This is a genomic window from Abditibacteriota bacterium (assembly GCA_017552965.1).
GTDB lineage: Bacteria > Armatimonadota > UBA5829 > UBA5829 > UBA5829 > RGIG7931.
The window spans coordinates 1-12,648 of record JAFZNQ010000115.1 but is presented as its reverse complement, the minus strand read 5'-3'; the positions used below and the strand labels follow the sequence as shown (position 1 = coordinate 12,648).

At 57.1% G+C, this 12,648-nt stretch carries 10 protein-coding genes; 1 reads left to right on the top strand and 9 read right to left on the bottom strand.

Annotated features, from left to right (window positions below):
* Positions 1–6 precede the first annotated feature (6 nt).
* The gene (locus tag IK083_09370; GenBank protein ID MBR4749761.1) at positions 7–2,346 is read right to left on the bottom strand and encodes an endonuclease MutS2; all 2,340 of its coding nucleotides are present in this window, start codon (positions 2,344–2,346) and stop codon (positions 7–9) included.
* Between the two features lie 106 nt (positions 2,347–2,452).
* Here IK083_09370 and IK083_09365 point away from each other — a divergent pair, with 106 nt between their 5' ends.
* On the top strand, positions 2,453–3,313 hold the full coding sequence (locus IK083_09365; protein MBR4749760.1) for a DNA/RNA non-specific endonuclease: 861 nt from the start codon (positions 2,453–2,455) through the stop codon (positions 3,311–3,313).
* An 85-nt stretch (positions 3,314–3,398) separates the two neighbouring features.
* On the opposite strand, the gene IK083_09360 is transcribed toward IK083_09365, so the two are convergent.
* The 8 genes from IK083_09360 to maf form a co-directional block, all read right to left on the bottom strand.
* Complete coding sequence (locus IK083_09360; GenBank protein ID MBR4749759.1) at positions 3,399–4,157, bottom strand: G5 domain-containing protein; 759 nt, start codon at positions 4,155–4,157, stop codon at positions 3,399–3,401.
* A gap of 309 nt (positions 4,158–4,466) precedes the next feature.
* The gene (locus IK083_09355) at positions 4,467–5,270 is read right to left on the bottom strand and encodes a prepilin-type N-terminal cleavage/methylation domain-containing protein (protein ID MBR4749758.1); all 804 of its coding nucleotides are present in this window, start codon (positions 5,268–5,270) and stop codon (positions 4,467–4,469) included.
* Positions 5,271–5,473: 203 nt separating this feature from the next.
* A complete protein-coding gene (locus IK083_09350) occupies positions 5,474–6,436 on the bottom strand; it encodes a hypothetical protein (protein MBR4749757.1) in 963 nt (320 codons plus the stop codon).
* An 11-nt stretch (positions 6,437–6,447) separates the two neighbouring features.
* Positions 6,448–7,251, bottom strand: coding sequence for a histidinol-phosphatase HisJ family protein (locus IK083_09345; protein MBR4749756.1), 804 nt, complete (start codon positions 7,249–7,251; stop codon positions 6,448–6,450).
* A 6-nt stretch (positions 7,252–7,257) separates the two neighbouring features.
* On the bottom strand, positions 7,258–8,253 hold the full coding sequence (gene ilvC / locus IK083_09340) for a ketol-acid reductoisomerase (protein ID MBR4749755.1): 996 nt from the start codon (positions 8,251–8,253) through the stop codon (positions 7,258–7,260).
* A gap of 185 nt (positions 8,254–8,438) precedes the next feature.
* Positions 8,439–10,763 (bottom strand): hypothetical protein, encoded by a 2,325-nt coding sequence (locus IK083_09335; protein MBR4749754.1) that lies wholly within the window; start codon positions 10,761–10,763, stop codon positions 8,439–8,441.
* 26 nt (positions 10,764–10,789) lie between these two features.
* Positions 10,790–11,584 carry an amidohydrolase gene (locus IK083_09330; GenBank protein MBR4749753.1) on the bottom strand — a complete coding sequence of 265 codons (795 nt, stop codon included), beginning with the start codon at positions 11,582–11,584 and terminating at the stop codon, positions 10,790–10,792.
* A gap of 9 nt (positions 11,585–11,593) precedes the next feature.
* Positions 11,594–12,151 carry a septum formation protein Maf gene (gene maf, locus IK083_09325; protein ID MBR4749752.1) on the bottom strand — a complete coding sequence of 186 codons (558 nt, stop codon included), beginning with the start codon at positions 12,149–12,151 and terminating at the stop codon, positions 11,594–11,596.
* Positions 12,152–12,648: the final 497 nt, after the last annotated feature.

Sequence of the window (12,648 nt, the reverse complement as noted above, 5' to 3'; positions counted from 1 at the left end):
TGTGTATTACTTTATTTTGGCTATAGTCACGCCGTCTCCCCCTTCCTCGGGATCCCCGGGGGCAAAGGAGACGACGGAGCTGTGGTTTTTGAGATAGCTGCACACCGCCTGCCTCAGGGCGCCGGTGCCCTTGCCGTGGACTATCCTCAGCCTGTCCAGATTGCTCAGCATGGCCTTGTCCAGATATTTTTCCAGCTGCAGCAGAGCTTCCTCCGCTCTCATGCCTATGAGATTGATCTCCGGCCTGACGGCAGGGGAGCTCATCACGGCGGTGTATCCGGGCTCCGCAGTCTGTCTGGCCTTCGACCGGACCAGACCCGAGAGAGCCACTGTGATCTTTTTGTTGTTGATGGATACCACGGCGTTTTTGCCGGACACGCTCTCGATGTAGCCCTCCTGACCCAGACTTGTCACCCGGACGGCGTCTCCCGGCTGGGGGTCCGTCAGCTTTTCCGCCGGCGGCTTCGGGGCCTCGGGGAGCCGGGAGGTGTTGATCTCCTTTTTGAAGTCGCTGATGAGGGTGTTGATCTCCTTGCGGGCTTCCTGCCGGTCCTTGTTTTCCGAAGGCGTCTCCTTCAGGAGGGCCAGAGTGAACTCTATCTCGTCGGAATATTTGGCTATGATCTTGTTGGCTCTTTTGCGGACCTTGTCTTCTATGTTGGCCTGCCGTCTTTTGAGAGTGTCCAGCTCGGCGAGCTGCTTTTTTCTGAGCTCCTCCAGCTCTTTCAGGCGGTCCGCCGCTTCCTGCCTGTAGGCTGCGGCTTCCCTGTGGGTGTCCTCCAGCTTCTGCAGCAGCTCGTCGGATGCGTTCATGTCCCGGGTGATATATCCCCGGGCCTTGTCTATGATCTCGCTGCTGATGCCCATTCTGGACGCTATCAAAAGGGCGTTGGAGGAGCCCGGGACTCCCGTCAGCAGCCTGTAGGTGGGCCTGAGGGTATTGGTGTCAAACTCTACGGAAGCGTTCTCCACCATGTCCTCCGAATAGGCGAATTGCTTGAGCTCCCCGTAGTGGCTGGTGGCGATGATACGGGCCTTTTTGGCCAGCAGGGATACTATGATGCTCTGGGCCAGAGCCGCTCCCTCCACCGGGTCCGTGCCGGCGCCCAGCTCGTCCAGCAGCACCAGAGACCTGCCGGTGGCTTTGGCGGTGATCTCCACTATGTTTTTCATGTGCCCGGAAAAGGTGGAGAGGGACTGCTCTATGGACTGTTCGTCGCCTATGTCGGCAAATATGTCTGTGAACACGGATACCTCGCTGTTTTCCGCCGCGGGGATGAACATGCCGCACATGGCCATGAGCACCAGGGAGCCTACGGTCTTCAGGGTGACGGTCTTGCCGCCCGTGTTGGGACCGGTGATGAGCAGGCAGTTGTATCTGCCTCCCAGGGTGACGTCGATGGGCACTGCCGACTCCCGGGGCAGCAGCAGGTGCCTGGCCTGCCTGATGTTGATCTTGCCTCTCTCGTTGAGCTTCGGCTCCGTGCAGTCGTAGTCGGCTGCCAGCAGAGCCTTGGCGTATATCATGTCCAGCTCGGAGGCGCAGTCCACGGCAAAATTGATGGCGTCCGCTTTTTCGCCCAGCCGGGCGGATACGGCATAGAGTATGTTTTGTATCTCCTCCCGTTCTCTGGCCTGAGTGTCCCGGAGCCTGTTGCCCAGGTCCACTATGACTCCGGGCTCTATATAGAGGGTGGAGCCGGAGCCGGAGGAATCGTGCACTATGCCGGGCACGGAGGACCTGTATTCGGCCTTCACCGGTATGCAGTAGCGGTCGGATCTGGTGGTGACTATAGGCTCCTGCAGGTAGGCCTTGTATTTGGGAGACTGGACAAAGGAGCCTATCTTTTCCTTGATGCGGCCGTCCAGGCTCCTCGTTTCGTTTCTCAGGGCTGCCAGAGTGGCGCTGGCGGAGTCGGGTATGGTGCCGTCCGGGGCCACCGACCGGTCCAGCAGCTCTGTGAGGGAGTCAAAGTTCTCGTATTCGATCAGGCGGCAGCACACGGGGCAGCTGTCCCTGCGCTGGGCCAGGAACTGGCGCAGGCCGGTCACAGACTTGAGGGTGACCCCGGTCCTCAGTATGTCGGGGATGCTCATGCAGGAGCCCAGAGCCGCAGTGGAAAGAGGACCGCTGACGTCATAGATCTGGCGGAAGGGGATCCTGCCGTCGGACGAGATGACGCCTCTCAGCTCGCGGACCTGCTCCAGCCTGTGCCGCAAAATGCCGAGATCGCTGTCGGGAGCCAGCTCCCGGACTCTCCGGGCGCCGGTTTCCGTGGCGGCCCGCTCCTCCGTCATCTTCAGGATCTTTGCCAGCTCCAATACCTTTATGGTGTGTTCGTTCATTTGACTACCTCTCCCTTTTATTCTATCATACCCCGGAGCTCTTTGTCGAGTAGCCTTTTGACTGCGGGTGTGCTATAATAAATATGATATATCAAAGGAGGCTGTGATGAAGAGACCCGACCAAAAGACTCTACTTGCTGTGTTCGGCATACTGGCCCTGCTGTTTTCAGGGCTGTGGGCTGCGGAAAACAGTCAGAAGCAGGACAAGATACCCGAATACTCCGGTCAGCCCTGGGCAGAGATCAACGACAACGTGCCCTATTTTACCGAGAAGGAGATCACGGACAAGGCCTACGAGCACTACAGGCCTCTGGACAGGCTGGGCAGATGTCAGGCCGCCTACGCCTGCCTGGGCAAGGAGCTGATGCCCGACAAGCCCCGGGAGAACATAGGCATGATAAAGCCCACCGGGTGGCAGATCTCCAAATATGATTTTATAGACGGAGAGTATCTCTACAACCGGTGTCATCTGATCGCCTTTTGTCTGGCGGGGGAGAACGCCAACAAGCGCAACCTGATCACAGGCACCAGATATATGAACACAGAGGGCATGCTCCCCTTTGAGAACAAGGTCTGCGACTATATCAAAAAGACCTCCAACCACGTCATGTACAGAGTGACCCCCATGTTTGCGGGCAACAATCTGGTGTGCTCGGGCGTGCTGATGGAGGGCTACTCCGTGGAAGACAAGGGCAAGGGTATCTGCTTCAACGTGTTCTGCTACAACGTCCAGCCCGGAGTGGGCATCAATTATGCCAACGGAGTCAATTGGCTGGCGGCCGCTCCGGCCCAGCCCGCCCAGGCTCCCGCAGCCGAGTTCTTCATAGGCAATATGTCCTCACTGAAATACCACCGTCCGGACTGCGACGGAGTCATGACCATGAACCCCAGGAACAAGATAGCCATTTATTCGCGGGCCGCTGCGGAGGCGGCAGGCTACACCCCCTGCGGGGTGTGCAGACCCTGAATACCCATATATGTAACGGGGCGGATCCCACTGGGATCCGCCCCGGTTTTTGTCACAAAAAAAGGCGGGTCGTACCCGCCATACTTTACACTTTCGAAAGCACGTGAACCTTCACCGTGCGTCTGCCGAATTTGATAGCTGCCGCTCTCGTCTCAAAGCACAGGTCGATCCTGTTGCCCTTGATGGCTCCCCCGGTGTCTCCGGCTATGGCGTAGCCGTAGCCTTCGATGTAGAGCCTGGTGCCCAGGGGGATGACCTTGGGGTCAACTGCGGCCATGGAATACACGGCCTTTCTTCCCGTGGAGGTCTTCCTTCCCTTGAAGGTCTGAGCGTCGTAGGCAGTGGCCTTCATGGTCAGCACCTTCTTGGTCCGGTAGCTGGTGCCCCTCGAGGTGGTGTACTCACCCTTGGAGCCAATGGAAATGATACAAGGGACAGCTTCTTTGACTATCTCGGTGTTGTCGGCTACTCTGGATATCTCCCTGGAGCCGACCCGGGTTATCTTGTAGGTAACCTTTTTTTCGCCGTTTTGTCCTTCCTGCAGCGTGGTAATGGTCCCATGCTTCTGTTCTCTGGAAAAGGTCCTCAAGGTCTCAAAAGGAACGGTGACTGTCTCGGTGACTTCTTCCACCTCGACCCGGTTGACGTAAACGATCATACCTGATCTCACCGGCATGGTAAGCCCGACGCTTACCCTGTCATTGGAGTCAACGGTGATGCCCGTCTCCATCAAGGCCTCTCCTACGGTTTCCATCGTCGTAGAAGCGTTAAGCTTTTCACCATTGTAGATTATGGTGATCTTTTTGGTTGTTGGCGTCTCGGCCTCTACGATACTATCCCGCATTGCAATGACACCCAGCAGCAATACAGACAACAGGATCGCTGTCAGGGGCTTTGAAATACGAGGTCTTCGTTTCAGCAAAACAAGCCTCCTTTACTGTGAAGCGCTTATGCTTTTTCCGAAAGGATTTGGAAAAAACGCGGGTTTTCCACAGCATTATTATTGTAGCACATCAGTTTTGGTTTGTCAAACCCCCTGCCCAAAAAAAGGTCTGCCGCCCCCGGAAAGTCTCCTTGGGGAGAGGCAAAAAAAACGGGAAAAAGGCGCGGCCTGCCAAAAAAAACGGCCCCGAGGGGCCGTGGAAAAAAAGCATTAATCTATGTCGTAGCACTTGTCCAGTCTTCTGGCATAGTCATAGTGCTTGTTGCCGTCTGCGGGCCAATCCCAGTCCCAACCCCAATAGGGATATACGGCCAGGGAGGCGCCGAAATACCAGCGGGACTGGTTCAGGGCGATGGTGTTGGCATGTCCGTCGGCAAATACGGCGTTGAGCTTGCACTGTCCTTCGGCTATGTTGCCGTTCTTCTTCAAGTTGTGGTTGGGGGCATATTCACCCAGGATCACCAGACCTGCGGGCTTGGGCAGGGCGGAGACGATCATGGGGCCTTCCACGTAGGTGCCCAGATAGGTCTGCTGGTTGGCCAGAGACATACCGCCGATGTAGCAGATCCTCCTGTAGAAGTAGCCGCAATACACCTTGCCGGTCTGCCAGTTGTCATAGGTGGAGGTGTTGGTCTGGCTGGGGCAGGTGAAGAGCTTGCCGTTCTTGACGTAGGGGGCCAGCTGGCCTACAAAGGACGCATTCTTGATGTAGTCTTCATGGTTGGTCCTGTTGTAGTTGGAGTGGAAGCCGTGGGTGCACGCATAGACCTCGGCGCCGTTGGAGTTCCAGATGCCCTGGCTGATGGCGTAGGCCTCGTCATACTGGGGCAGGCAGTCCTCCCAGTCGGTGGCATACATGGTAAAGGCTGTGCCTATCTGCTTGGCGTTGGAAAGGCACTGGGTCTGTCTGGCCTTTTCTCTCGCCTGGGCAAATACGGGGAAGAGGATAGCGGCCAGGATGGCTATGATGGCGATGACCACCAAAAGCTCGATGAGGGTAAAACCTTTTTTCATGGTGTTCTCCTTGTGAAAATAATGATCTACAGTTTCATTATACACCCCGCAGCAGGGGTAATACATTATTTTATGCGTTTTTTTAAAAAAGTCCAAAAATACAAAGAGTATCGGAAATTACAAGAGAGCCCGAGCCGGAAGGTCTCTTTTGTCCGTCGTCCGGTCTTTTTTTGGGAAAACAGGGCTTGTGAGAGAGCCCCGGGTCACTGCCGGGGGATGTGGGACAAAAATTCAAGGAGCTTGCTGTTGGTCGCGCACTTCCAGCCGAGAGCGTCCTTGACGCTGATCCTGCCCCGGCGGTGGGGAAACATGTCCACAGAGTCCGGCTCCTTGCCGTTCCACTCTGTGATCTGCCGTCCCATATCATGCTTGTCCGCCAGGTTCTTGCGTACGTCGTCCGGGGTGAGCCTGATCTGCATTTTCAGCCTGGCATTGCCGGGGCAGACGAAGGAGAGGGTGTTTTCGTCCAGGATGGAAGCCTTTTCGGCCCTCAGGTATCTGACGTCCGGCGCTTTCCCGGCTATGGGCAATGCGGTGTAGGCCACCGTGACCCGGCTGCGGGTATTGACGTAAATGGCGTTGGGCGCCGTGTCTGTGAGGATGAGCCAGGTGTCCCGGGAAAAACGCCGTATGTCCCGGATGACTGCGGGTGTCCGGCCGCAGGTTTCGTAGAGGACTGCTCCCTCGGGCGACAGCAGCCTGCAGAACCTCCGTCTTTCGGGCATGGAGCCGGGATAGGGAGACTCGGAGGGCAGGTCGTATTCCAGCAGGCGGGTCTTTTCCTGCATGGGAGTGTCGCAGACGGGCCGGCTGTCCGGAGCCGGCTCGGTCCTGTCGTCGTCGCCCGGCCTGATATAGAGGATGTGCTTTTTGTCAAAGGGATCGTATATCAGCTTTTTTTCGATGAAGGTGGTGTAGGACTTCTCGGTGATGAAGGCGCTGTATATATTGGTGTCTGCCAGATAAGGCTCGCACTGAGGCGGGATGCTGATAGGCGCCTGCGGAGGCCGCTCGTCTATGACGGGAAAGGGGGCGAAAAAGCCGCCGGCGCTGCTGTCTGATGCCCTTCTGCTCATCAGGCTGCTGCCGGAAATAAACACCATGCATACCAAAAACAGGCAGGTGATGACGGTGATCACCAAAAACACGACGGGGGTCTTTTTCATATCGCTGCCCGTCACACCGTGATGGGGCGCCTGGTCTTTTGGCGCCCGCTGAAGGTGGTGATCCATCTGAAGCCCATTTGCTCCAGCGCCCCATACACCTCCCCGTTGTGGGCCGAGGTCTGCTGAGGGCTGTGGCTGTCGGAGGCGTAGGTGATGTTTTCGCCGCCCAGGTCTCTGTAAAGTCTCAGTATGTCATAGGAGGGGTAGGTCTCTCCGGCGGGATGCCTCAGGCCGGCTTCGCTGACCTCCATGGTCATGTCCAGAGCTATCATATCCGACAGTATATCGGCTATGACGTCTCTGTAGGGAGCCATGTCAAAGGGGCCCCAGTGCTCACAGCCCTTTCTCTTGACCCAGTCAAAGTGAGCGATGGTGTCAAAGGTCTTTTGCCTGACGCAGCCGGACACGGTCTGAAAATATTCGTTGTAGGCCTCCTCCCCGGACCTGCCTGCAAAAAAGTCGTCGCTGAAGACGTGCTTGCCGTTGCTCATGTGGCAGGAGCCTATGTAGTAATCCAGAGGCATATCCCTGCCTATCTGCCTGATAAGAGGCATGAATTCCGGCATATAGTCCATCTCCAGTCCCAGCAGTATCCGGACGTCCGGAAAGAGAGAGGCCAGCCGGCGCCGCCGGTCGTCATGGTCTCTGTAGGAAAATCTGCCGAAGCAGTAGGTGCCCGGCATAAAGTTGAAATGCTCTGTGATGCATAGCTCCCGCACGCCCCGTTCCGCGGCGGAGCTCACCAGCTCCTCCATGGTCTGACTGTTGTCTCCGGAGGTCAGGGTGTGACAGTGATAATCTACGAAATAATACAAGTACCCCTAATCCTTTCCCAGGTTCATTTTTTCCCGCAGAAAAGCGCCGGTCTTTTCGATGAGAGCCTCATCGTTGGCTTTTCTGGTCTCGGTGAGAAGATTGTCCTTTTGTTTGATGTCGGCCAGGAACCGGTCGGCAAAGGCTCCGGACCGGATGTCCTCCAGGGCTTCCTTCATGGCGCATAGAACGTGGTCGTCGATGATCTTTTTCCCCACCGTGTAGCCGCCGTATTCGGCGGTGTTGCTGATGCCCTTGTTCATGGCGGAGATGCCCTTTTGGTATATGAGGTCCATGATGATCTTGACTTCGTGGCAGCACTCAAAATAGGCTACCTCCGGCCTGTAGCCGGCTGCTACAAGAGTGTTGAAGCCCGCTTCGATAAGGGCTGTCATCCCGCCGCAGAGCACGGTCTGTTCGCCGAACAGGTCGCAGACGCATTCTTCTTCAAAGGAGCTCTCCATGATGCCGCTGTGTCCGCAACCCAGCCCTTTGGCATAGGCCCTGGCCAGGTCGCCGGCGGAGCCGGTGTAGTCCTGATACACGGCATACAGCGCAGCCACGCCTCCGCCCTTTTCGTAGGCCGCCCGCACCTTGTAGCCCGCGCCCTTGGGGGCCACCATAAACACGTCGGTGTCGGCCGGGGGCACGATCTTTTTGAAGTGTATGTTGAAGCCGTGGCAGAACATGATCCCCTGGCCTTTCTTCAGCCATGGCGCGATCTCGGCCGCGTATATGTCCGCCATGGTCTCGTCGGGCAGGGTGAGCATGATCACGTCGGCCTGCTGTACCGCTGCCGGAATGGGCATTGGTTCAAAGCCGTCCTCCCGGGCCTTTCGTCCGTTGGGAGTGTCGCTGTGGTTGGCGACTGTGACCCGAAAGCCGGAGTCTCTCAGATTCAGAGCGTGAGAACGCCCCTGATTGCCGTAGCCCAGTATGGCTATAGTCCTGTCCATGAGACAGGCCGTATCTATGTCGTCTGTGTAGAGTATATGTCGTTCCATGTTGTGTCCTCGCAGGTTATTCCTATATATATTATATCATTATCGGTCCGGGCGGGTAAAGCGGGCAGGGGACCTGCCGGGCCTTTCCGGACGCTTGGGGCAGCCGCCCCGGGCGGCCGAAAAAAAAGAGGGAGAGCCTGTCTCCCTCTCGCATGTATGCGTGTGTCCGGGCTGTGGTCCCGGGGTTATTTTGCCGAGAGCTCCACGACTCTGGTGCCGGAGGTCCCCTCGGGGTCTGCCGCAAAAACAGCCTTGAAATACCGGGCCGTCAGGGGCGTGGGCAGAGATATGAGATATTCCTTTTCCGGCGGGAAAGATATATCCTTGGACACCACCTCTCTCCAGGGGGCCTTTTTGTCGTCTCTGACGTAAAAAGTGAAATGGGGTGTGTGCCGCTTTCTTCCGTCGCCGTCGGGACGGGTCACCAGCGACAGGGAGCCGATGGTGACGTCTTCCTTGGTCTCCCATTCCACGTAGTTGTCATCGGGGCCGTCTGCAAAGATGGTCACTCCCGCTTCCACCACGCTGTCGTAGGCTCCGAACATGTCGTTGATGTTGGATATGCCGTTGACGGGGCTGTTGCCGGTGATGGTGATGTTTCTGTAGTCAAACAGGTTGTCGGTGGCCGAGTCGCCGGAGTTGGTCCTCTGTATCTGGTATTTCATCAGCAGGAAGAAGTGATAAGGGCTCAGGAGCTCCACGTCACCCTTGACGTTCTTCTTGAGAGTGTCGTAAAAGGTCTGCTGGTTTTCCACGGGCCAGAGTATGTTGCGGAACATATAGAACTCCGGCGTGTTGTTGCCCATGTAGGCGGCGTGGTTTTTGGCATCTGTCACCGGGTCGTACACGTCTCCCTGCATGATGATGTAGGGCATCTTGTTTTTGTAGAGGCCGCTCTGCATCGGCAGCTTTTGCCCGCCGATGCCGTCGGGGGCAATGCGGGAATACATGTCCAGCAGCTCCTCGTTCATGGCGGGAGCGAAGCCGTCTATCACAAAGCCCACTATGGACAGATCAAAGCGGTCCATCCATTTTTTGCAGTGCTCCTCCCAGGCCTTGACGCCGGAGGGCATGCCGGAATACTGCCGGGGTTCCACCAGGTGACCCGGGTTGATGTAGCCGGCTCCCACGTCCCCGGTGACAAAATAATCGTTCTTTGTGGCGGTGGAGCGGAGGTAGTGCATGCCAAAGGCAAAGCGCTCCGCCAGATTGGGATTGAAGGCCCAGCCCAGAGGCAGGGAGCCTCTGTCCGGGGATTCCCATATCTCGGGCATCCTCTGGTAGAGCCAGGCGGCCGCGTCATAGTCTCCCACGTAATAGGTCACGTAAACGGCCTTCTTTACAGAGCCGTCTTCCTCGATGTAGCCCATCTTTTTCAGGTCGTTGATGGTGGGCTTCTTCTGGGGATACCGAGCCTTCAGCTTGAACAGCGAAAACACCGAAGCGTTGGCCATGGCCGAATACCCCAGGGCGTCGGCGTCCATGTAGGCGTTGAAGCAGGACAGTATCTCGGCGTATTTCCATTCGCCCTCCACGTCTCCGTGCTTGCCTCCGGCGTGGCCGGTGTATTTTCTGTCCCAGGGCAGGAAGCCGGCGGCCTGTATCATGTTGCCCTCGTTCCGGTCATAAGCGGACTGGAGGATGGCCTTCAGGGTGGCTGTGTCGGCGCCCACGGGCTGGCCGGGATCGTCTGTGGCAGGCTCGTCGTCCCAAGGGGACAGGTCGAAGCAGAAGCCCTTTTTGGCCACTATATAGTCGTGGTTGGTCAGAGTGAAGTTGGACAGTCTGCCGCCTGGGCTTTTTACCCAGCTGCAATCCAGATAGTAGCCCAGCACGTGGGGATCACACATGCCCGAGTCCAGATACATTTCCTTGGCCCACATATACACGTCGCACTTGGCGCTGCCGGTGGAGCTTTTGTTTATGTCGGGGATGGTGCCCTTGCCGGTGAACTTGCTGGAGCCGTCCCGGTTGACCAGCCACACACGGACAGGCAGCTTCGGCCCCTTGGGGTCCTGGGTCAGGTGATAATAGAGGGAGTCCTTGCTGGGGTCGTATCGCACCGCAGGCATGTCGTTTACTCCGGCGCAGGTGGTGGCTGCGTTGGAGGTGGCAGGCACGTTTTCGTCATAGACCACCAGACCTTTGATATCCTTGCGGAAGGCTGTCACCAGAGCGTCCAGGTCCGGCGCTTCCTTCTGCTTGTACGATGCGAGCCATTGGCCTTTTTCGGTCATTTTGCCCAGCCAGAATCTGTCGGCGCCTCCCTCCGGGTCGGTGTCGGGGCTGCTGCCGTTGAAATAGACGTAGAGTCTGGGGCTTTTTCGGTTGACGATACCCTGCAGGGTACTGACGAAATGAGCCGTGTCCCAGGCTTCTCTGGCTTGGTCCGGCTTGGTCAGGTCCAGACTCCAGAGATGGGTCATGTCGTAGATATACAGATCCCTTGCGCCGCAGCCCGTGGCTATCAGGGCGCAGCATATCAGCAAAACCAGCAACAAGTGTTTCATGATAGTCTCTCCCGAGAGTGATATTATTACAGCTTCAGCAGACGGCGGGCATTGTCGCCCAGCACCAGCCTCTTTTCTTCGTCGGTCAGCTCCAGAGACAGGATATATCCTATCTGCTGCTTCTGGTCGGACCAGGGGGAGTCGGTGCCGAAGAGTATCTTGTCTGCTCCGTGTCTTTTGATGGCTTCGGCCAGCTGGCGGCCGTTGAGATACAGGTGGGTAAAGCAGGTGTCCAGATAGATGTTTTTGCCGTTGTAATACCGCTTGACCTCATCCTGCTCTTCCACGCCTCCCATATGGGCGGCTATGACCGTGAGCCGGGGAAAAGCCTTCAGCACGTCAGCCATCATGTGGGGCATACAGTGCCGGGGAGGGGGAAGCCCCACGTCAAAGCCTGCGTGGGTGATGAGTATGAGGCCGTGTTCTTCCATGGCGGCAAAAATACGCATGAACTTGGGATCGTTGATGAGGGTCTTTTGATAATCCGGATGGATCTTGAGGCCTCTGAGACCCCGGGCTGCCATCCATTTGATCTCCTCTTCCGGGTCTTCGTTGTCCGGATGGATGGTGCCGAAGGGCAGCAGGTTGGGGTAGTCCTGCTCCAGGGACAGAGCCCACTCGTTGATCCTGCGGGTCTGAGAGGGCTTGGTGGCTATGGGCACTACTACCGAGTAATCAAGACCGGCCGCAGCAGTGGACCGGGACAGAGCCTCTGCGGTGCCGTCAAGGAACGCCTTTTGACCGGAGTTGTTTTCCAGCACGCATATGGCCTTTTCGGCAATGGCGTCCGCGTAGCAGTGAGTGTGGATGTCTATGAGCATATGTTTCTCCTATCGTATCAGATCGTGAGACTTCAGGGTGTGGTACAGACTATATACGGGAAGACCCACCACGTTGAAATAGTCGCCTTCGATGCCCCGGATGAATCTGGAGGCCAGACCCTGGATGCCGTAGGCGCCGGCCTTGTCCATGGGCTCGCCGGTGGCCACGTAAGCGGCTATGTCCTCCGGGGACATGTTACCAAAGAAGACGGTGGTGTTTTCGTAGCCCTTCAGGATCAGGTCGCCGCAGGCTATGGCGTAGCCGGTGGTGACCTTGTGGCTCCTGCCCGACAGCAGGGACAGCATTTCGGCGGCCTGCCCGGGGGATGAGGGCTTGCCCAGCTGAACTCCGTCCACAGACACTATGGTGTCGGCGCAGATGAACACAGCGCCTGCTTCCGCCCGGGGAGGCAGCTTGTGGAGAGAGAGCATGACGCAGCTCTCCTCGGGAGCCATCCCGGAGGGAATGGGCCGCTCCGCGCCGCTGGGCCTGATCTCAAATTCAGGTATAATGAGCTTCAGCAACTCCCGGCGCCGGGGCGAGGTAGAACAAAGGCAGTATTTCATGGTGACAGATCCGTTGTGGGAATGGACGCGCCCGAAGACGCTATATTTATAATACATCAATTTGAGAGACACTGTCAAGGAACCGGGGGAGGGCAAATGATAATTGTCATCTTAGCGGATGCGCCTGCGGACCCGCGTCATCTCGGCGGTGAGGGCAGAATGCCTTCACCGGTAAGAGATCCCGGGGTCCCCGAAAAATCGCAGATTATTTGGGGTGGTCTACGGGGATTGGCTTGCGGCCGGGATGACGGCGGAGATGTCTCGTTCTCCGACGCCCTCACACTCCCTCCCACAAGAAAAAATGCAAAAATGCGCCTTTATCTCTTGACTTTCCACTCCGGGAAAGAGTATAATAATATTTGCCGACGCAGGGCACCCCTTCCGCCGGCGTTCTTTGAAAGCTGAACAGTGTAAGTGTGGTGAATGAGTTTTAACGGCCGGCATTGCCGGCAGCAAAGTTATTTAGGATAGCTTTCCACATTGGATATAACGCCTCG

Coding starts and splice junctions, on each gene's coding strand:
- IK083_09360 (MBR4749759.1), bottom strand. CDS start 4,157: ATGCGGGATAGTATCGTAGAGGCCGAGACGCCAACAACCAAAAAGATC.
- IK083_09365 (MBR4749760.1), top strand. CDS start 2,453: ATGAAGAGACCCGACCAAAAGACTCTACTTGCTGTGTTCGGCATACTG.
- IK083_09330 (MBR4749753.1), bottom strand. CDS start 11,584: ATGCTCATAGACATCCACACTCACTGCTACGCGGACGCCATTGCCGAA.
- IK083_09370 (MBR4749761.1), bottom strand. CDS start 2,346: ATGAACGAACACACCATAAAGGTATTGGAGCTGGCAAAGATCCTGAAG.
- maf (MBR4749752.1), bottom strand. CDS start 12,151: ATGAAATACTGCCTTTGTTCTACCTCGCCCCGGCGCCGGGAGTTGCTG.
- IK083_09355 (MBR4749758.1), bottom strand. CDS start 5,270: ATGAAAAAAGGTTTTACCCTCATCGAGCTTTTGGTGGTCATCGCCATC.
- IK083_09335 (MBR4749754.1), bottom strand. CDS start 10,763: ATGAAACACTTGTTGCTGGTTTTGCTGATATGCTGCGCCCTGATAGCC.
- ilvC (MBR4749755.1), bottom strand. CDS start 8,253: ATGGAACGACATATACTCTACACAGACGACATAGATACGGCCTGTCTC.
- IK083_09350 (MBR4749757.1), bottom strand. CDS start 6,436: ATGAAAAAGACCCCCGTCGTGTTTTTGGTGATCACCGTCATCACCTGC.